A 20,414-nucleotide genomic window follows, 5' to 3' on the forward strand; every position below is an offset into this window, starting at 1 on the left:
CGATATCCTTATGGGTTAGCAGGGCGCTGGCGGCGTTCGGCGACCAGCATCACCAGGAAAACGGCACCAATCAGGTCAAAGAAGCCCATCGCCACAAACAGCGGATTGAAGCCGATGGTATCGGCGGTGACACCGATAATCAGCGAGAAGATAAAGCTGGCGATCCAGGCGCAGGAGCCGCGCATGCCGTTGACCGTGGCCATCTGGCGGCGATCAAAACGCTCCACCACCAGCGCGCTCAGCATGCAGGAGATCACCTGATGGCCGAAGCCACCGACGGAGATCAGGGCGATCGCCAGCCAGGGATCTTTTACCAGCGTCATCAGCGCCAGTGAGACCATCAGCAGTGCGCCGGTCACCGAACTGGCGACAATCGAATTGACGCGGGTGAGACCAAACCAGCGCACATAGATTTTGGTCAGATAGCCGCTGGCAACGCTGCCGAGGTCGGCGGCCAGAAACGGCAGCCAGGCAAACATCACGATTTGCTTGAGATCCATGCCGCGCTCATTGGCCAGATAGAGCGGCACCCAGAAGCTCAGTACCGCCCAGGCTGGTTCGGCCAGAAAAGCCGGGATGGCGATGCCGTAGAATTTCTTCTCTTTACCAATCACTTTCAGCGCGGTGAAGAACGGCAGTTTTTCCCCGATCGCTTCGTTGTCCTGATTAATAAAGGCCCGCTCTTCATCAGAGAGACGAGGATGACTCTCAGGCGAGTGATAGCCCCACCACCAGAGTGCAACCCACAGCAGGCCCAGCCCGCCGGTGAGCAGAAAGGCGCCCTGCCAGCCAAACGTTATGTGCGCGACATAAATAATCGGTGGTGCCAGCATGGCACCAATCGAAAAGCCGACGCCCGCCCAGCCCGCCGCGACCGGGCGCTCCTTTTTCGGAAACCAGTCACCGATCGCTTTGGCGTTAGCGGGCGTTGCCGCCGCCTCAGAGGCGCCCATGACAAAGCGCAGCAATGCCAGATGCAGCCAGCTTCCCGCGCCGGCGTGCAGCAGACAGGTCACCGACCAGATCAGCGCACAGATCAGGAAGCCCATTTTCAGTCCGATCACATCGATCAGCCAGCCGCAGATTGGCTGAAACAGGGTATAGGCCAGCTGAAACGCCGCCACCACCCAGGAGTACTGTTCGGTCGTCATGTGCAGACTGTTTTTAAGTTCCGGTGCCAGAATGCCGAGCGAGTTGCGGGTGATGTAGTTGACGGTTACACCCAGCAGGAACATTCCCAGCATCCACCAGCGTAAATTTTTAATCACGCGCACCGTGCGGGATGCACTGATGGGTTTGGTTGTTGATTCGAGGCTCATTGTGCCACTCCTGATTGCCATTGATGACGCACACCGCCTGCTGGCGTACCGCGTGTCCTGTAACGAACTTAGAAAAGTGCGAAACGTGGGTACAGACACTTTTTTGCAACGCTTTTCATGGCAGGCTGAATCCCGGCAGAAAATGGCACTGAAACGCTTATCTGACGCGATTCAGCATGTTATGAAAAATTTTTCATCAGCAGATTTGAAGGCGATCACAGAATGAAACAAAGGCTGAAAGTAAGCGAAATTGCGGCACTCAGCGGCGTCTCCATCAGTACGGTGTCGCGGGTGCTGGCGGGTAAAGCCAATACCCGGCCCGCCACCCGTGACAAAGTGCTGGCCGTGGCGCAGCAACAGGGCGTGCTAAACAACCTGCACAGTGGTCGCCTGCTGCTGAATAACCTGATGGTTTTTGCCCCGCCGCGCGCCTTTGATGTACGCAGTGACATCTTCTACTACAAAGTGATTCAGGGGATCAGCCAGGCGGTGGAGCCGCATGAGGTGCGGCTGCGCTACTGCCCGCTGGAGGAGGTGGAAAGTGATGCGGCGCTGTTTATTGATAAGATGCAGCAGACCGAAGCGGCACTGCTGATCGGCATTGATGATGAGCATATTCATCAGCTGGCGGCGGAGATGAACAAACCCTGCGTGCTGATTAACTCCCGCGATCGCCGAATGCGCCTGCCTTCGGTCTCGCCCCATCATCAGCTGATTGGTGAATTCTCAGCGCGCTATCTGTTTGAGCAGGGACACCGGCAGATCCTGTCGCTGCATTGCTTACGCCGCTACACCATGGAGCAGCGATTGCAGGGGGTGCGCGACGCCTGGCATGCCATGAACCTGCGGTTTGACAGCCGCCAGCATCTGCTGACCCTGAACAGCTTCAGCAGCAATGAAGCGGCGGAGCGGCTGAGTGAATATCTGCGCCACTGCCCTGATGCGCTGCGCCCGACCGCGATTCTCGCCAGCGGTGATTATATTGCGGCGGGCGCCGTCACTGCGCTGGAGCAGGCCGGTCTGCGGGTGCCGCAGGATATTTCGGTGATGAGTATGGATGGCTTTAACCTGGCCGCTATCTACGATATTCCGCTGACCTCGGTGCAGGTGCCGCGTGATGAGCTGGGCGCAGCGGCAGTGAGAATGTTGCAGGAGATGCGACTGAATCCAGGCACACCCACCGGCAGCCTGCTGCTGAATGGCAGGCTGGTGGTGCGCGAGTCGGTGCGGCGCATTCGCGATAATCTCAGCCATGCGCCGGTCCAGCAGCATGGCCTCTATGATTAACACGGTATGGATTAACACGGTATGGATTAACCCGGCGCGGATTAACCCAGCGTTTTCAGCCGCAGTTCCGACGGCTGAGGCCGTCCGAACAGGAAGCCCTGGAACAGGGTACAGCCCTCATCGCGCAGCTTAGCGAACTGCTCATCGCTCTCCACCCCTTCGGCAGTAATCTGGATATCAAGACTGCGACTCATGCCGGTGATGGCGCGGATAATCGCCAGCGCCTCGCGGCTGTCACCCATATCATTGATAAAGGATTTGTCGATTTTGATTTTGTCGAACGGGAAAGATCGCAGATAGCTCAGCGACGAATAGCCGGTGCCGAAATCATCCAGCGCAATCTGCACGCCCAGCGCCTTGAGATTTTGCAGGGTACGGATATTACCCAGCGAATCATCCAGCAGCACTGATTCGGTGATCTCAACCTCCAGCCGTGCCGGATCGAGACCCGACTCTTTCAGCGCGCCTTCCACCACCGGCACCAGCGAGCTGTTTTTAAACTGCAGCGGTGAGAGGTTGACCGAGACCGACTGCTCCCCTTCCCAGCTCGCCGCTTCGCGACAGGCTTCGTAGAGTGCAAACGCCCCCAGCATATGGATCAGGCCGGTCTCTTCAGCGATCGGGATGAAGTCGTTGGGCATGATCAGCCCGCGAACCGGATGATGCCAGCGCATCAGCGCCTCATAGCCAATGATGGTACGGTTATCACCGTTGGTGATGGGCTGATAGTAGAGCCGCAGATGCCCGCCGCTAATCGCATCGCGCAGATCGTTTTCAATCAGGCGTCGACTGCGCGCCACATCGTCCATCTCCAGCGTGAAATGCTCATAGCGGTTGCGACCGTTTCGTTTGGCTTCATACAGCGCCATGTCCGCACAGCGCAGCAGCTGCTCCGGCGTATTGGTGATGGTGGTGCTGAGCGCAATCCCCACGCTGAGCCCGACCGACAGATTATGGCCTTCAACGTTGACCGGCGGGCGAATCGCCTCAATCAGGCGCTGCGCCACAATGCTCGCCTCTTCATTACTGGCCACCGAAGGCAGCACGATGGCGAACTCATCGCCTCCGATACGCGCCAGAGTATCCTGGTCACGCAGCGCGTTACGCAGACGCTTAGCCACACTGCGCAGCAACTCGTCGCCAATCTGGTGGCCCAGCGCATCGTTCACATTTTTAAAGTTATCGAGATCAAGGCAGAGCGCGGCGGTCTGGCGCTGTATCTGACCGGCAGTGCGCAAAGCTTCACTCAGACGCTGGCGGAACAGAATGCGGTTCGGCAGGCTGGTGAGGTTGTCGTGGTGCGCCATATGGTGAATACGGGCATCAGCAGCGCGCTGGTCAGTGACATCTTCCACCAGCAGCATCAGGTAGTTACGTCGCGCATCCTGACCGTTAATCGCGGTGGCGCGGGTATGCAGAATGCGTTCGCCGCTGGCGGTCATCAGCAACTGCTCACGTTCATGCATGCCCTCACTGCGCAGCGCAACATCCGCCAGATTATTAAAGTAATCGCTGAGTTCGGGCGACATGCATTCGTGCGGGCGCTTGTTGACGATCAGCGATTTCGACAGGCCGAACAGCTGCTGAGTGCGGTCGTTAACCAGCAGGATCTCGCGGGTGATTGCATCTTCAACAATCACGCAGGAGGGAATATTGGCGATGATGTTATCCAGGAATTTAGAGAGCGCGGTTTTCTGGGTGCTCTGGGCTTCAGCCAGATCCCGGGCGCGCAGCACCTGTTGCTCCTGCTCACGGCGTTCCGTGCGGTCGCGGGTGATCTTAGCGAAGCCGACCAGCTTACCGTCATCATCGTGGATCGCGTCGATGACCACATGCGCCCAGAAGGCGCTGCCATCTTTGCGGTAGCGCCAGCCCTCATCTTCAAAACGGCCGGTCTTAAGCGCGATACCGAGATTCGCTTCCGGGATGCGATTCAGCCGCTCCTGGGAACTGTAAAACAGCGAGAAGTGCTGACCCACCACTTCATCCGCTTTGTACCCTTTGGCACGCTGCGCACCGGCATTCCAGTTCACCACCACGCCATCGACATCGAGCATATAGATGGCGTAATCGGTGACCCCTTCTACCAGCAGACGGAAACGCTGCTCCTGCTCCCGTTGCTGGCTGCGGACGCGCTGCTGTTCGGTGCAGTCGCGGGTGATTTTAGCGTAGCCCAGCAGCTTGCCCTGATCGTCGCGGATCGTGTCGATCACCACATGCGCCCAGAAGGCGCTGCCATCTTTGCGGTAGCGCCAGCCCTCATCTTCAAAGCGGCCGGTGCGATAAGCGGTTTGCAGGTTCTGCTCCGGGACACGGTTCAGGCGATCCTGGGCGCTGTAGAAGCGGGAAAAATGCTGGCCGACAATCTCTTCCGCCACATAGCCTTTGGCGCGCTGTGCCCCGGCATTCCAGTTCACCACGTTGCCGTCATGATCGAGCATATAGATAGCGTAATCGGTAACGCCCTCCACCAGCAGGCGGAAGCGCATCTCCTGCTCCCGCTCTTTGCGCTGCTGCTCCTGCTGCTGAGTACAGTCGCGGGTTATACAGGCGTATCCCACCAGCAGACCGGCATCATTGCGTATCGGGTCGATCGTCTCGTGTGCCCAGAAAGCACTGCCATCTTTGCGATAGCGCCAGCCTTCGCTTTCATGGTGTCCGGCAGTGGCAGCCATATCCAGCCCACGCTGCGGCAGGCCCCGGCGGCGATCTTCTTCGCTATACAACAGGGCAAAGCTGCAGCCAATCATTTCGTCTGGCGTATAGCCTATCGTGCGCTGAGCACCCTGATTCCAGCTGCCGATGATACCGTCAGGTTTTAGCATAGTGATGGCGTAATCATTCACGCTTTGTACCAGCATGCGATAGATGACCTCAGAGTTATTATCCATTGTGATTAGCCTGCTGCTCTGTAGCCGGATGACGGCTTAGGAATGTTCTTAATAGCGTGCGCAGACTACAGCCGAAAAGAGCTGAGATGACAAGCGCATTAAGAAGATTAATCAGTGTTTATAAGGGGTTTATCGGCAGCGGCGAGTAAATGTTCAATGACTCCGTGGCGGCGGCGCGTCAGGCGACCCGCTCCCAGCGCGAGGAGAGCGAATAACGGTGCTGCCAGCAGAGCATTGCCGGACTTTGGCTCATCAGCTGCTGGCACTCTTGCGGCGCGACAAACGCCGGGATCACTTTCTGGGCCGCCGTCTGTCTGATCAGCGCCAGCTGATCGTCGAGTGGCGGATGCACATTCCACGGCAGCCAGCGTGCCATGCCGGATTGCAGCATCTCAAAGGCACGAGTGCCGCTGGAAACGTGACTGCTGAAGATCAGACGAAAGTCGGGCTGATGGCTGAGCTGCGCCGCCAGCCCGCTGTCAGCCACCGCATCCGCCGCGACAATTACCGTATCCGGTCGCCAGCGGTCGGGTGTTGCGACGCGTAATAACCGGGCCAGCGCCAGCATCGCCGCGGCGGGCAGGCTGTTGAGCGCCAGCAACTGCGCCACCTCTTCGCGCACCTGGGGACACATCACCACCGGCAGCCCGCGAGCGCTGAGCTGCAGCGCCATCTCAGGGCCGCGCCCGTGCAGCGGCGCGGTGACCACGGCGCCCCCTTGTGCCGCCAGGGCCAGCGCGTCGATCTGCTGCGCCAGTCGCTGATTGCGGTCGCCATAGGAACCATCGGTAATCAACAGCCGTGCGCGTGGCGGGCAATCAAACGGCAACAGCAGCGATTCGCGACTCCAGTCGCCCATATAGGTGATGCCACCTGCAATCGGCAGATGAAACCAGATCGATCCTGGCGAATGCCCGCTGCGACCGGTAAAGAGATTCAGCGGCCCCAGCGCGCACTGGCCGCGCAATGGCAGGATGCGTCGCGCCTGAGCCGGCACGCCAGCCTCGCCCAGCTGCTGCCAGGTGATCTCACTGGCATAGACCGGCGGTGAACCGATGTCGGCCCAGCTATCCAGCGCCGCCGCGTGATCCACATGGGAATGGGTCAGGCAGAGCGCATCGACCTGGCCGATGGCGTCCACTGCGGGCCGGACGCCCGGCTCCGGCCCGGCACCTAAATCCCATAACAGACGGTATCCCTCTATCTCCAGCAGGAAAGCGGCCGGCAGTTTTCCGCCGACGCCGCTGATCACCGTCAGGCTTGCCATGGCAGGACTCCCTGCGGCAGACGGCGCGTCAGTCGTGAGGCCAGTAGCATTAAGCCCAGCACGATCCCAATCATCAGGCATCCGACCGCCGCCGCCAGCGGCGCCGATCCGCCTTCGTCCAGGAAAATAATGGTCGGGCCAAGCGTCTGGGTTTGCGCGGTAACCAGCAGCACTGAAACCTGTATTTCATTCAGCGCGGTGAGGAACACCAGCAGCGCACCGGCCAGCACAGAAGGTGCCGCCAGCGGCAGCAGGATGTCAGTCATCCGCCGCATCAGACCCGCGCCGCATAAGCGCGCCGCCTCATCCAGTGACGGTTCGATTTGCGCGAACCCGGCCAGCGTCGGCCTTAACACCAGCGCCAGGAAATTGGCCAGATAGGCCGCGAGAATAATCCACACCGTTCCGTAAAGAGAAAATCCCAGCAGCGGCAGTGGCCGCAGGAAAAACAGCATCGCCGCCACGCCGGTGACAATGCCGGGCAGCACATAGGTCAGCTCGCTGGCGAATCCCAGCCCCCGCACCAGCCGGGTACGATGCCAGCTGAGAAAGAAAGCCAGGAACAGTGCCATGACGCTGAGCAGCAGCGCCGTCAGGCCGGTGAGCCACAGGCTGGTAAAGAACGCCTGCCGTATCGCCGGATAGCCCCACAGCGCCTGCTGAAAATTCTCCAGCGTCAGGGTTTGCCAGTTCAGAGCCTGACCGAAACCGCGGGTTAAGGCGGTGGTCAGCAAGGCGCTGAGCGGCAGCAGCAAGGTGATCACCATCCACAGCCAGGCGATGATTTCGCCCGGCAGTCGCGCGCGCCGCAGCGGCTGGTGCCAGGGTCGTGGCGATCCGCTGACCCGGACATCGCGTCGTCCGCCCAGCCAGCCGCTAATCAGCATCCCGGCGAGGGTGATCAGCGCAATCAGCATCGAGTAGACGGCGGTATTGGGCAGCGCACCGGGGCCGAGGGTATTGAGCTGCTGATAAACCAGCGTAATCAGCGTCGGCACCCGCGCCGGAATACCCAGCATCGCCTGGATACCGAAATTCCCGACCGCAGCGACAAACGCCAGCGCCGCCCCGGCGAAGATCGCGGGGCGCGCCAGCGGCAGGATCACCGTGAACAGAATCTGCCGGGGTGATGCGCCGCTGATACGGGCCGCCTCCACCAGTTCGGCGGGGAGTCGACGCAGGCCAGCCCGCACCGTGAGGAACACCAGCGGCGCATTGTGCAGACCCAGCAGCAGTACCATGCCGGTCGCGGAATAGAGCGGTTGCTGACCGGGTGCCAGCCATGTCCCGCCCAGCGCATTCACCGCTGTGGCCAGCAGACTGCCCGGTGCCAGCGCCTGTACCCAGGCCAGCGCAGTCACCTGCGGCGGGATCATCAGCGGCAGGATAAAGGCAAATACCCAGGCCGCTTTGGCACGCAAATCGGTGAGCGCCACCAGCCAGGCGGCCACCGTTCCCAGCAGCAGCGACAGCAACGTTGCGCTGATGCCGATCGCCAGGGTATTCAGCGTGGCACTGAGCACCCGCCGGCTGGTCAGCAATCTCAGCAGGCGATCGCTATCCAGTATGCCATCCGGTGCCAGCGCGGTTCCCATCAGCCGGGCAAAGGGTGCCACCGACAGCAGGCCGATCACCAGCACCAGTATGCCCAGCACCAGCGGTTCCGCCCGCCATCTGCGATGCCTGGCGGCCTGGCCTCTTCGCCATTCGTTGCCCAGCACGCTCACGATCAGCCGCCAAACAGTTCAGTAAAGGTTTCGCGGACCTGAGCATCCTCGGCCACCGCTTGTGCCACATCCGGCGTCAGCAGCGTGATTTGCTCAATCGGCGCAAAGCCACCGGGTGCCGCCACGCGGGCATCGACCGGCCGGTTGCCCTGCTTCGCCACCAGCTGCTGTCCCGCTTCCGACAGCATGAAATCAACAAAGGCTTTGGCGGCCGGCAGATTATGCGCCGACTTCATGATCGCCACCGGCTCGGTCACATAGGAGACGCCCTCCTGCGGATAGACCAGATCGATGGGCGATCCCTGCTTTTTGGCGCGGATAATATCGGCATCCGTGATCACGCCATACTTATCCATGCCGCTGGCAACCGCTTTCAGCGCCGGTCCATTGCCGCCCTGTGGCGCAATGCCGATGGCGGCCAGTTGCTGATAGAACGCCCAGCCTATCGACGGGGTATGGATATCGGTATGCAGCTTATAGAGCGCCGCACCGGAATAGAGGGGACTGGGGACCGCAATCTGGCCTCTGTTTTCTTCTACTGCCAGCGCTTTCCAGCTACTGACCGGCTTCGCACGCTGGGTGTTATAGGCGATCACCGTGGCGATAATTTTGGTGCCGAAAAAGGTTTTATCCGCATCATAATAGGCAGGCTTCAGGTGGCTGACCGGGGCGGCCGGATATGAATAGAGCTGCCCCTCTTTCTTGAGCGCGCCCAGATTGATCGCGTCGGCCACCAGCAGCACATCGGGTTTGACCTGGCCGCTCATCATTTCAGTACGCAGCACGTTCATCAGTTGAGTGGTGCCGTTGCGGGTCCACTCCACCTCCACCGCCGGATACGCGGCCTTAAACGCATCGATGGTCTGTTGCGCAATTTCAGGTGCCTGCGACGTGTAAACCACCAGCTTGCCGCCGGGCGCGTCGGCCGCCTGCAACAGGGTTGAGGCCGCCAGGCTCGATAGCAACAACAGCGCGTGAAGCGGAGTACGAAAAGCCGTTTTCATGGTTTCTAAAACCCTTTATGCAGGAAGAATCCAGCCGCCATCGACGGCGACGCCGACGGTGTCATCCACCGCCAGTAATGCAGCATCATTAAGCGTCAGCGACAGGCTGACATCCGGTTGATTAAGCGGTCGAAGGTTGATCTGATGGTAGCCACCGCGAAAGATGATGCGCTCAACGCGGGCGGCAAACTGCCGCTCTCCCTCAGCGGCGAGGTGAAAACTGACGCTGTGGAAGCTGGCTTTGCCGTGTGGCAGCGGGCGCTGGTGAGGCGAGCAGCGCAGCAAAACCCGCAGCCCGCAGAGCGTGGCGGTTGCCTGACCCGGATCGAGCGGCTCAATGTCGCTGACCGGCAGCACCCGCCCCTCATCAATAAAGGTCGCCACCATCTCATTAGCCGGTTCGCGCCACAGGGTCTGCGGGCTGGCGAACTGCATCACTCTGCCGTGTTCGAGCACCACGATGCGGTCGGCCAGTGCCATCGCTTCGCGTTGATCGTGGGTGATATAGAGTAAGGTGGCGCCACTGTGGCGATGGAAGCGGCGGAACTCCTCTTCCATGGTGGCGCGCAGATGGACATCGAGGTTAGCCAGCGGCTCATCCAGTAGCACCAGCGTCGGCCGTGCCACCAGGCAGCGAGCCAGCGCCACGCGCTGGCGCTGACCACCGGAGAGATCGGCGGGTCGGCGGTCGGCGAAGCGATCCAGCCCGACCAGCGTCAGGGCCTGGGTGGTGCGCAGTTCGCGTTCTGCGCGCGCCACACCGTTCACCTTCAGGCTGTAGCCGACGTTCTCCGCGACCGTCATATGCGGCCACAAAGCGTAGTTCTGGAACACTACGCCGAGCTCGCGGGCTTCCGGCGGCAGGTGCAGCCCGTCTGCGGCAACCTGGCGTTCACCGATGCGGATTTCACCGCTGTCGAGCGTTTCAAAGCCGGCCAGCAGGCGCAGCAGGGTGGTTTTGCCGCAGCCAGAAGGCCCAAGAACGGCGACAAACTCGCCCTGATTAATCTGTAACGAAATCGCGTCCAGTACCGGCTGGGCGCCGAACGCTTTACTCAGTCCGGTTAACGATATTGCCGCCATCTTACTCTGCCTTTGCCGTTAACATGCTGGGCAAAACGCTACGACAGTTTGATGACAGCCCGGTGACAGCCAGGCTTACGGGACGCGAAAGCCGGGCTGGCGGAGCGGCATCGGGGCGTGCTCGCCCCGTGGCTTACTGCTGGGCGGTGAGCGCCGCAATCGGCTGCCAGATCTCGGTTAATGCGCCCTCTTTGCCGGTAAAGGGGTCCTGCGTCGGCAACGGCACTTTTTTCACCTGCTCCTGGGCCATTTTCAGCTTCGCGGGCTCATCGCGCAGCGTCTCCGGCGACATCCCGTGCGGATAGGCACCTATCACCATAAAATCTTCGCTGGCGCTGACCTGCCGATGGCCGACACCCGCCGGAATCAGGACCGCATCGCCTGCGCGCAGGGTCACCATGCGGCCACTGTCGCCGCCAAACAGCACTTCCGCCCAGCCTTCAGCGACGCCCAGCAGTTCATGGGTATTAGGATGATAATGGGTGTATGGGAAGATCGGATAGCGCCAGGCGGGAGGCCAGCCGTTCTCCTCAAAGGTTTTCTCAAACCACGCGGCGATCTCCTCCTCTTCCGGCACCACGCGCGGCCAGATAATCAGAGGTAACGGGTTATTGGGTACACCGCCCGACGGGCTGGCGAGCATCAGATGCTGAGGATTGTCAGAGGCCCCGGCCGAGAAGGTGCCAGCGGCAAAGGACATCATTAATAGCAGACTGGAGGATGAGGCACGCATACAGGTTCTCCGATGTTTTTCTAAGTGTGGCAAACCCGCGGCACAATGCAATGTGCGCCAGACGACACAATTGAGATAATTGACTGATATTGCTGACTAAAGCCAAATGTGTCGTTAACTATAGGGTCGGAGTGTGCCTGCGCGACAGAGGGTAGCGGTTCTTACTGCGGCAAAGTGTTGCAAAATGTCAGGCGGGAAGTCTAAAGGCGCAGCAGCCCGACGCCCCGGTCACTGTCGTATAAACTGTTATATAAAAAAAGCACAGATCTGTTTCTGATATGCTTGACTGTTATCTGTTGTAATAGCTAACAGATGACAGTGAGGTAACAAATGGACGCTATTAAACAAATCCTGATTGACGAGATCGCCCTGCTTAACCGCGAAGAACGTCGCGACAATTTGCCGCGTTTCAGCCTCTCGTTTCTGAAGAACCACCCTGGTCTCTGGGCAGTAATGTACCTCTGCTACGGCCTGTGCGTGGCGCTGATTTTCACCACCGAGATGCTCGGCTGGCCAGCCTTCTGGTTTGCCACCGTGTTTGTGCTGGTGATGAGTGTGCTGATGCTGCTGGATATCAACCCGAAATATCGCTTTGAAGATATCGATGCCCTCGATCTGCGCGTTTGCTACAACGGCGAGTGGTATTACATTCAGCCGGTGCGCGAACAGGCAATCTCACGCATTCTGTCACTGCCTGAGACACCAGAACGCGTGAAGAGCGGCATCCAGCGTCTGCTGACGCAAAAAGGGGAAGTGGACTTCTATGATGTCTACTACCTGACCTGGGGCCATCAGGAAGCGGCGCGGGTTTAATCCGCCTGACCTTCCCCCATCAGCTGACCCAGCTTCACGATTGCCGCCTCGGCCCGACTATCCCACGGCCAGGCGGTATTTAACCTGAAGCAGTGCCTGAACTGCTCACCTGCCGAAAATAGCTGCCCCGGTGCAATACTGATCCCCTGAGCCAGCGCCCGCTGATAGAGCCGGGTCGTATTGATGCTTTCCGGCAGCGTCACCCAGAGAAAATAGCCGCCGCGCGCTTCGCTGACCGTGGCCTGCGGCGGCAGCACCTTTATTAACGCCTGGCGCACCATCTGCTGTCGCTTCGCCAGAATCTGTCGCAGCCGCTTCAGATGGGTGTCGTAACGCCGCGTGGCAAGAAAATCGGCCAGCGCCAGCTGCATCGGCGCACTGGTAGAGAGCGTGCTCATCAGTTGCAGCCGCTGAATACGCTGCGCATGTTGTCCCGCCGCGACCCAGCCGACGCGGAATCCTGCCACCAGCGACTTTGAAAATGAGCCGCAGTGCAGCACGTTCCCCTGGCGATCCCAGGCTTTCGCCGGCAGCGGCGGCGCATCACCCGCCCAGAGTTCGGCATAGACATCATCTTCAATCATCGGTACCTGATAACGCGCCAGCAGTGCGACCAGCTGCTGTTTGCGTTCCGGCGTTAAGGTTACGCTCAGCGGATTCTGCAGGGTGGTCATCAGCCAGCAGGCTTTCACCGGCCAGCGCTGCAGTGCCTCCTCCAGCTGGACGAGGTCGATGCCATTTCTGGCATCGACCGGAATCGCCAGCGCCTTGAGCTTAAGCCGCTCTATCGCCTGCAGCGCGCCATAAAAACTCGGCTGTTCAATCACCACATAATCGCCTGGCTCGGTCAGAGATTGCAGACTGAGGTTCAGCGCCTCCAGCGCCCCGCTGGTGATGACAATTTCATCCGGCGACAGGGTGATGCCCTGACGCGCATAGCGCTGCGCCAGCAGCTGTCGCAGCGTGGCGTTGCCGGGCGGCAGATTGTGCAGCGCATCGGTTGGGGTCAGATGATGAGAGACGTTAGCCAGCGAGCGCATCAGCTGGCGCTGCGGAAAGAGTGCGGGATCGGGAAAGGCGGAGCCAAACGGCACGATGGCCGGATCGCGCGTGGCCTGCAGCACATCAAACACAAAGTCGTTGATATCGACCTGTTCACTGATCGCCACGCTCAGCGGTGCGGGTGCTAATGCACGCGGTGCAACGTAGTAACCCGACTGTGGACGGGAGACGATCCAGCCCTGACTCTCCAGCAACTCATAGGCATGCAGCACCGTCATCAGGCTGACACCCTGCTGCGCGACCTGCTGACGCAATGACGGCAGACGGGTGCCCGGCAGCCAGATGCCGGCCTCTATCTGCTGCTGAATCTCATCCATCAATCGCTGGTATTTCGCCACGGGTGACCTCTCCTTGTTTGACCGTGAATAGTCTGACCGCGAGACTTTACCACGCACGGCGACCAATGACAGGCAGCGCGAATCGCTTTATCCGATTGCGCTGATTCTTCACGGCTTCAGGCAGGTCAGATCACAGCGACCTGCGGCGTCAGCGGCTGCCCGGCTTCGGCTTCGGCATTAAGACTCACTTCCGCAATCGCCTCTTCAATTTCTGCCACCACATAATCAGCCAGCTCCGGCACCCGCTCCGGGGGAACCGGCTTGCCCAGCAGATAGCCCTGCAGCGTATTACAGCCCAGGCTGGTCAGGAAGGCCTGCTGCTCAGCGGTTTCAACGCCTTCGGCCACCACTTTCAATTGCAGCGACTGCGCCAGCGCCACTATCGCCGACACGATGGTGGCATCTTCTGTGTGATGCTGCAGCTCATTCACAAAGGCCCGGTCAATCTTGAGTTCACTGGCCGGTAGCCGTTTCAGATAGAGCAGGCTGGAGTAGCCAGTGCCAAAGTCATCAATTGAAGCTTTAACCCCGAGCTGGGTCAGCTCAGTCAGAATACGCACGCTCTCATCGGGATCGCGCATCGCGGTGGTTTCCGTCACCTCCAGCGTCAGCAGTTCGGCCGGAATCTGATGTTTTTCCAGCGCATCCACCACCGTCTTCACCAGATTCGATTGCTCAAACTGCAACGCCGACAGGTTCACCGCCACCGACCAGTGCGGATGGCCCTGCAGATGCCACTGGCGCAGCTGGCGACAGGCTTCATGGATTACCCAGTTGCCGATATTGACAATCATTCCGGTCTTTTCTGCCATTGGCAGAAATTTATCGGGCGACAGCAGGCCGCGCTGCGGATGCTGCCAGCGCAGCAGCGCCTCAAAACCGAGAATCGGACCGCTCGGCGCGCAATATTTTGGCTGATAGAACAGGCGCAGTTCATCATGATCCAGCGCCTGCCAGAGATCGTTATTCAGCTGAAGCTGGCTCTGGGCCTGAATGTTCATAGAAGGCTGAAAGAAGGTGTAGCCGTTGCGGCCATTATTTTTGGTGTGGTACATCGCCGCATCGGCGTTGAACATCAGTTCGCGCTCATCCACGCCATCGCCGGGATAGACCGCGATGCCAAGACTCAGCGATACCACCAGCTCATAGCGTGAGATATCAAACGGACGATCCACCGCTTTGACTAGTTTATCGGCGATGGCCGCCGCATCATTGGGATCGTCGATCTCCACCAGCAGCACAAACTCATCACCGCCGAGCCGCGCCAGCGTAAAGTAGCCGGTCATCTGCTCGCTCATGCGCTCGGTCACGCCGACCAGCAGACTGTCGCCAATGTGGTGCCCGAACGCGTCGTTGACCGCCTTAAACCCATCGAGGTCCATAAACATCAGGGCAAACTGCCTCTGCTCACGGTTCGCTTTGTTGATCGCCTGCTCCAGCCGATCCTCCAGCAGGATGCGGTTGGGCAGTCGCGTCAGGTTGTCGTGCAGCGCCAGCTGTGCCAGCTCGCGATTGGCTTCAGCCAGCGAACTGGCGAGAATCGAGGTACGCGCCTGCATCCGCGCATCCAGCATCGACACCAGCAAGGTAATGCCCAGAATCGAAATAGTGACCACCGTGACCAGAATCGCCAGCCAGTTGCTGTTGACGCCCTGCCCGACCGGATGACTGTGGACGGGAAACTCTGCCGCCATCATGCCGGTATAGTGCATGCCGGCAATCGCACAGCCCATCACCACCGATGCGCCAATGCGCAGCAGGGTGACCCGGCTGGTCTGTCCTTCCCGCAGGTTAAACGCCAGCCACAGCGCGGTGCCAGAGGCGGCCAGGGCGATCGCTACCGACAGTGCCACCCAGCCCCATTTCCAGACGATACCGGGGGAGAACATCAGCGCCGCCATGCCGGTGTAGTGCATCGCGACTACGCCGCTGCCGAGGATCAGCGCGCCGCCCGCCAGGCGCGGCAAAGGCAGATCGCCACTGCAGACCAGCCACAGCGCAAATATCGACGCACACACCGCGATGGCCGCAGAAAAGGCGGTGAGCCCGGCGTTGTAGCTCATGACCATCTCCATGTTCATCGACAGCATGCCGATAAAGTGCATCGCCCAGATGCCGATGCCCATGGAAAAACCGCCACCGAACAGCCAGACCAGCGCAACTTTGCCGGTTGAATGCACCACCCGTCCCGCCATATCTAAGGCGGTAAACGAAGCCAGCATCGCGACAAGAACGGAGACGATGACGATAAAAGAGTCGTATGAGGTCGCTAACATAGTGCATTCCCGCGAAAGCAGAGCTTGTGGTTGGGCAGAGGGTTTTAAAATTATTCTCTTAGTTATCGGCACAGCCCGGCGGTTAATGAGCCGCGAACCCTGCATCCTTCCACTCATTCTGAGTGATGAAATCTATCGTTGCTGTCAGCGCTATCAGCCGGACAGTGACGCCACCGGCTGTCGCAGTGAGGGAAAACTCAGCGCCTCAACCCGGTCCGCTGGCGTCGGCTTGCCCAGCAGATAGCCCTGCAGCGCATCAAAGCCTAAGCTGGTGAGCAAATGCTGCTGCTCTTCAGTCTCCACCCCTTCCGCCACCATGCGCAGATTGAGGCTCTGCGCCAGGGTCAGCATGGCGCTGACTACGGTCGCATCTTCACTGCCGGGCCGCAGGCAGTTGATAAAGCTGCGATCAATTTTGAGTTCACTGGCATCCAGATCTTTGAGATGCAGCAGGTTGGCATAGCCGATGCCGAAGTTATCAATCGCGACGCTGACACCCGCCTGCTGCAATTCACGAATGCGCTGCTGGCTGAAAGCGGGATCGCACATGGCAATCGCTTCAGTGATCTCCAGCATCAGCGCGCTGCCTGGCAACTGGTTACGCGCCAGGGTCTGCGTCAGGATAGTCAGCAAATCACGCTGGTGAAACTGCAACGCGGAGAGATTCACCGATACTGTCCAGTCACTGTGGCCCTGGCTGTGCCATATCCTGAGCTGACGGCAGGCCTCCCCGATCACCCAGTTACCCAGCGCAATAATCTGACCGGTTTTTTCGGCGCGCGGCAGAAACAGCTCAGGCGTCAGTAAACCGCGCTGCGGATGCTGCCAGCGCAACAACGCTTCGAATCCTATTAACCTGGTGCCGCCGGAACAGAATTTGGGCTGATAGAACAGCCGCATCTGCTCGCGCTCTATCGCCTCCCACAGATCGTTCGCCAGCTCCAGCTGATGCTGCGTCGCGGCGCTCATGGCCGGTTCAAACAGGCACCAGCCGTTTCGTCCGCTGTGTTTGGTGTGGTACATCGCCGCATCAGCATTAAACAATAGCTCCTGCCGGTTGCGACCGTGCAGCGGAAAGATCGCAATGCCCGCGCTGAGTGAAACGTGCAGCAGATAGCGGTCAAGTTCAAACGGCGAACTGATGACTTTAACCAGTTTTTGCGCCAGCTGGCGGGCTGCGCTGATATCGCACTCAGCCATCAGCACAAATTCATCGCCCCCCAGACGCACCAGCAGCATCGTGTTGCTGAGCTGGCTACACAGCCGTTCCGCCACCGCCACCAGCAACCGATCACCGACATGATGTCCCCATGTGTCATTGACCGCTTTGAAGCCATCGAGATCCATATAGATCACGGCAAAGCGATGCTCATTAAGCATCGCCTGTTTAATGGCGAGATCGAGCTGCTGCTCCAGCATTACACGATTGGGCAGCGTGGTCAGGTTGTCATGCATCGCCAGCTGACGCAATTCCTGGTTAGCGCGATTGAGGCGGGTCGCCAGACGCGCGGCGCGTAGCTGCGCATCCAGCATCGAACTCAGCAGAGTGATACCCAGAATAGTCAGGGTAATCAGCGTTACCCACACCGCCAGGCCCGCATTACTGACGCCGTGCGGCTGCATCATACTGCTGGGGCTGAACTCTGCTGCCGCCATACCCACATAGTGCATACCGGCGATGGCGATGCCCATGACCAGAGAGGCCAGCCCGCGCATCAGCATCAGATGATGATCGCCCTGGCGCAGATGAAAGGCCAGCCACAGCGCCAGGCCAGAGGCCGCAAACGCAATCAGCACAGAGAGCGCCACCAGCAGCGCATTCCACTCCGGTTGCGGTTCAATCAGCAGGGCATACATACCAAGATAGTGCATGACCACCACACCCGCGCCCAGGATCAGCGTGCCGCTCAGCAGCCGCTGGCGGGTGAGATGCAGGCCACCCACCGTCTGGCCAAAAGCCAGCACAGACGCCAGGATCGCCACCAGCAGCGAGAGGATCGTCAGTCGCGTGTCATAGCGCATCATCATCGGCATCATCATCGCCAGCATCCCGATAAAGTGCATTGCCCAGACGCCAATCCCCATTGCGATGCCGCCCACCAACAGCCAGAACCGGGCGCTCCAGCCACGGGATACCGCTACCCGTCCGGCAGTATCCAGGGCTGTAAAAGAGGCAATGAACACCACGATCAGCGAAACGCAGATCAGGACGCTATCCCAGGTGACAGGCAACATGTGCAACTCCTCACCACCCGCGGAGAAACGGGTGCTGTGTACAGTCTGATAAGTGATCTGAAAACACCCGATGGGTGAAAGTGATTAAATTTCGGTATTTTCTGGTCCTGAAGGTCAGGCAAAACGCGCCCGCCGACGCTGGCCATTTATAACCTGCATCTTATTAACCGCCCGCAGAGCAAGCCGGTAAACCGTTATTATGTCTGATTGGTACAGGAACATATCACCGAAGCAGAAAGCATGCCAGATACCGAAAAAACAAAGAATTTTGTTTTATCGCCTCGTCTTCGCGCCTTGCTGTTACTGGGTTATCGGCCGGGGTGACGTTTTGATTAATCAAAAATAAATAGCAAGGCTTCGCGTAACGCTTTAACTGATCTATAGTAAGTAAAACTGATATAAATCAGCATTCTTAAGTCTAAGATTTTTCTTAAGATAGCGGCACTGCCTCCCTTGTTATTTTATTTCCTTTATTTTGGGTTGAATCGTTAATAAACACCGGGTGAAAAAGCACTGACTCTGGATAATCCGTAAGGAAATATTATGAAACTCAAGCTTTTTCTGTTTGCCGCTGCAGGATTAACTGTCGCTATTCCGTCATTAACCCAGGCGGCGACGACCTCGGGAACCATCAATGCCACGTTAACCCTGACCACCGGTTGTCTGGTGAACGGCCAGTCGGCTACGGCGGGCGTTAACTTCGGTACCCTGAACTTTGGTAGCAGCGCAGCCACTTTCGATACCCTGAACGCCACACTGGTCGGTGCGGCTGGTAACGGTATTTTTGTGCGCTGCACCACTGGTCAGGATTACAACGTGGTGGTCACCAGCAGCAATACTGCACCGGCGACCATCTACGGCACCGCCTCTGCATCGCCGCGTTATCTGGTGCTGGGATCGGATAATGCGCAGGGCATCGCCTATACCCTCTACAGTGATGCCTCCTTTACCACGGCGATCGCCAACAATACGCCTATCGCCGCCAGCGGTACCACCGATCCGACGCTGGGGACCAACTACGCCATCTATGGCCGGGTGGTCGGCGGCGGCTTCAATCCCCTGATCCCTGCCGGAACCTATACCGACACGATTAACGTTGCCGTGAACTATTAACTGCTGTCGCAGGTAAATACGGTTGGTTCTCTGGCGATCCTGCCTGACGATCGCATGCGGTCTGCCCCTGCTGACAGGGAGTATCAGCGCCTGGAGTCTGCCAACCAGCACCTTCCAGGTTACCGCGTCGATTGTGGCAGGCTGCGTGATATCCGGTACCAATACCGGCGTCTTTGGCACGCTTAATTTCGGTACGCAGTCTGGCGTGGCGGCGAACACCGTCAATGCCAGCTATCTGCAGAGCACCTCAATTAATCTCGCCTGTACGCCAGGCACAACGCTGAGCATGAGTATTAATCAGGGCAACAATTTCACCACGACCCGTAACCTGAAGCTGCCCAATTTCAGCAACACCGTTCCCTACACGCTCTTTAGCAACGCCAGCCGCACCACGGTGATCCCGGTCAATCAGGCGGTGCCGCTGAGTTATAGCAATGCCAATAACATTACGCTGCCGATTTACGGTCAGCTACAACTGCCCGGCACTGCGCGCGCCGGCGTTTATACCGACACGCTGACCGTCACCCTGAGCTGGTGAGGTGATAGAAAACAAGGATATGATCATGAAGCCACTGCGCGCCCTGTTGCTGCTGCTAAGTTCCACCCTGCTCTCCCCGGCCTTCGCCGCGAATTCGGTCATGATCTGGCCCATCGATCCCGCCATTAATCCTGAAGAGAAAGCCAGCGAACTCTGGCTGGAGAATCGCGGTAACAGCACCACCATGATGCAGATCCGCGTCTTCAGCTGGCAGCAGAACAATGGCCAGGAGCAGTATCAGACTCAGCAGCAGGTAGTCGCCAGCCCGCCGATGGTGCGGATGGAGCCAGGCCAGAAACAGCTGGTCAGGCTGATTAAACAGACGCCGCCTGCGGCCGGTAAAGAGCTGGCCTATCGGGTGGTGCTGGATGAGATCCCGACCCCGCGTAATCCCGGCGAGAATCAGGCCGGGCTGACCTTCCAGATGCGCTATTCGGTGCCGCTGTTTGTTTATGGTACCGGGCTGAACACAGACAGCGCTCGCCCGGCTCTGCGCTGGCAACAGGTCAGCGAGGGCGGCAGGCGCTGGCTCCAGTTAACCAACAGCGGCAGCGGTCACGCCCGGTTGAGCAATGTGGCGATTGGCGGTCGCAAACTGGGCGAAGGCTTATACGGCTATGTGCTGGCTGACAGCTATCACCGCTGGCCGCTCACCTCGCCGGTGAGCGGCGAACTCACCGCAGAGGTTAACAAGAGCCAGTGGCGCAGCGCTGCCCAGAAGTAAGCGC

The 20,414-nt window shown here is 59.2% G+C and carries 16 protein-coding genes; 6 read left to right on the top strand and 10 right to left on the bottom strand.

What is annotated here, in order from left to right; all coding sequences use genetic code 11:
- Positions 1–8: 8 nt before the first annotated feature.
- Complete coding sequence (locus ACMGGP_RS14800; RefSeq protein ID WP_010248988.1) at positions 9–1,319, bottom strand: MFS transporter; 1,311 nt, start codon at positions 1,317–1,319, stop codon at positions 9–11.
- On the opposite strand from ACMGGP_RS14800, the gene ACMGGP_RS14805 reads away from it, so the two are divergent.
- Together ACMGGP_RS14805 and ACMGGP_RS14810 are read left to right on the top strand one after the other, a co-directional pair.
- Positions 1,291–1,545 (top strand): hypothetical protein, encoded by a 255-nt coding sequence (locus ACMGGP_RS14805; protein WP_033770027.1) that lies wholly within the window; start codon positions 1,291–1,293, stop codon positions 1,543–1,545. The two genes, ACMGGP_RS14800 and ACMGGP_RS14805, sit on opposite strands and share 29 nt — an antisense overlap.
- Positions 1,542–2,606: a LacI family DNA-binding transcriptional regulator gene (locus ACMGGP_RS14810; RefSeq protein ID WP_498798590.1), complete on the top strand. Its 1,065-nt coding sequence runs from the start codon at positions 1,542–1,544 to the stop codon at positions 2,604–2,606. Before ACMGGP_RS14805 ends, ACMGGP_RS14810 begins: the two co-directional genes overlap by 4 nt.
- Positions 2,607–2,647: 41 nt before the next feature.
- Here the strand turns inward: ACMGGP_RS14810 and ACMGGP_RS14815 are convergent, their stop codons facing one another.
- The 6 genes from ACMGGP_RS14815 to ACMGGP_RS14840 form a co-directional block, all read right to left on the bottom strand.
- Positions 2,648–5,497 (bottom strand): sensor domain-containing protein, encoded by a 2,850-nt coding sequence (locus ACMGGP_RS14815; protein ID WP_033772588.1) that lies wholly within the window; start codon positions 5,495–5,497, stop codon positions 2,648–2,650.
- A 178-nt stretch (positions 5,498–5,675) separates the two neighbouring features.
- Positions 5,676–6,764 (bottom strand): MBL fold metallo-hydrolase, encoded by a 1,089-nt coding sequence (locus ACMGGP_RS14820; protein WP_010248994.1) that lies wholly within the window; start codon positions 6,762–6,764, stop codon positions 5,676–5,678.
- Complete coding sequence (locus ACMGGP_RS14825; protein WP_498798591.1) at positions 6,752–8,419, bottom strand: ABC transporter permease; 1,668 nt, start codon at positions 8,417–8,419, stop codon at positions 6,752–6,754. The genes ACMGGP_RS14820 and ACMGGP_RS14825 overlap by 13 nt, the downstream gene beginning before the upstream one ends.
- 74 nt (positions 8,420–8,493) lie before the next feature.
- The gene (locus ACMGGP_RS14830) at positions 8,494–9,495 is read right to left on the bottom strand and encodes an ABC transporter substrate-binding protein (RefSeq protein WP_033780685.1); all 1,002 of its coding nucleotides are present in this window, start codon (positions 9,493–9,495) and stop codon (positions 8,494–8,496) included.
- A 15-nt stretch (positions 9,496–9,510) separates the two neighbouring features.
- Entirely contained in the window at positions 9,511–10,578 is a 1,068-nt protein-coding gene (locus tag ACMGGP_RS14835; RefSeq protein ID WP_498798592.1) for an ABC transporter ATP-binding protein, read from the bottom strand.
- Between the two features lie 133 nt (positions 10,579–10,711).
- Positions 10,712–11,311, bottom strand: coding sequence for a cupin domain-containing protein (locus tag ACMGGP_RS14840; RefSeq protein WP_010249001.1), 600 nt, complete (start codon positions 11,309–11,311; stop codon positions 10,712–10,714).
- A 330-nt stretch (positions 11,312–11,641) separates the two neighbouring features.
- On the opposite strand from ACMGGP_RS14840, the gene ACMGGP_RS14845 reads away from it, so the two are divergent.
- Positions 11,642–12,124 (top strand): YlaC family protein, encoded by a 483-nt coding sequence (locus ACMGGP_RS14845; RefSeq protein WP_010249002.1) that lies wholly within the window; start codon positions 11,642–11,644, stop codon positions 12,122–12,124.
- Here the strand turns inward: ACMGGP_RS14845 and ACMGGP_RS14850 are convergent.
- The 3 genes from ACMGGP_RS14850 to ACMGGP_RS14860 form a co-directional block, all read right to left on the bottom strand.
- On the bottom strand, positions 12,121–13,524 hold the full coding sequence (locus tag ACMGGP_RS14850) for an aminotransferase-like domain-containing protein (RefSeq protein WP_060681073.1): 1,404 nt from the start codon (positions 13,522–13,524) through the stop codon (positions 12,121–12,123). The genes ACMGGP_RS14845 and ACMGGP_RS14850 overlap by 4 nt on opposite strands.
- A gap of 125 nt (positions 13,525–13,649) precedes the next feature.
- Positions 13,650–15,800: a putative bifunctional diguanylate cyclase/phosphodiesterase gene (locus tag ACMGGP_RS14855; protein ID WP_154210452.1), complete on the bottom strand. Its 2,151-nt coding sequence runs from the start codon at positions 15,798–15,800 to the stop codon at positions 13,650–13,652.
- Positions 15,801–15,953: 153 nt separating this feature from the next.
- Positions 15,954–18,035: a putative bifunctional diguanylate cyclase/phosphodiesterase gene (locus ACMGGP_RS14860; protein ID WP_498798593.1), complete on the bottom strand. Its 2,082-nt coding sequence runs from the start codon at positions 18,033–18,035 to the stop codon at positions 15,954–15,956.
- Between the two features lie 543 nt (positions 18,036–18,578).
- Between ACMGGP_RS14860 and ACMGGP_RS14865 the strand changes: the two genes are divergently transcribed.
- Genes ACMGGP_RS14865 through ACMGGP_RS14875 form a run of 3 tightly spaced genes read left to right on the top strand, consistent with a single transcriptional unit; the run spans position 18,579 to position 20,410 of the window.
- On the top strand, positions 18,579–19,148 hold the full coding sequence (locus ACMGGP_RS14865) for a spore coat protein U domain-containing protein (RefSeq protein WP_010249006.1): 570 nt from the start codon (positions 18,579–18,581) through the stop codon (positions 19,146–19,148).
- Between the two features lie 22 nt (positions 19,149–19,170).
- Positions 19,171–19,686 carry a Csu type fimbrial protein gene (locus ACMGGP_RS14870; RefSeq protein ID WP_010249007.1) on the top strand — a complete coding sequence of 172 codons (516 nt, stop codon included), beginning with the start codon at positions 19,171–19,173 and terminating at the stop codon, positions 19,684–19,686.
- 25 nt (positions 19,687–19,711) lie between these two features.
- Positions 19,712–20,410, top strand: a complete 699-nt coding sequence (locus ACMGGP_RS14875) for a fimbrial biogenesis chaperone (RefSeq protein ID WP_010671112.1) — start codon at positions 19,712–19,714, stop codon at positions 20,408–20,410.
- The last annotated feature ends 4 nt before the right edge of the window (positions 20,411–20,414 follow it).

Source organism: Curtobacterium sp. BNK-1 (assembly GCF_048685235.1).
In the GTDB taxonomy this organism is placed as follows: domain Bacteria; phylum Pseudomonadota; class Gammaproteobacteria; order Enterobacterales; family Enterobacteriaceae; genus Pantoea; species Pantoea agglomerans.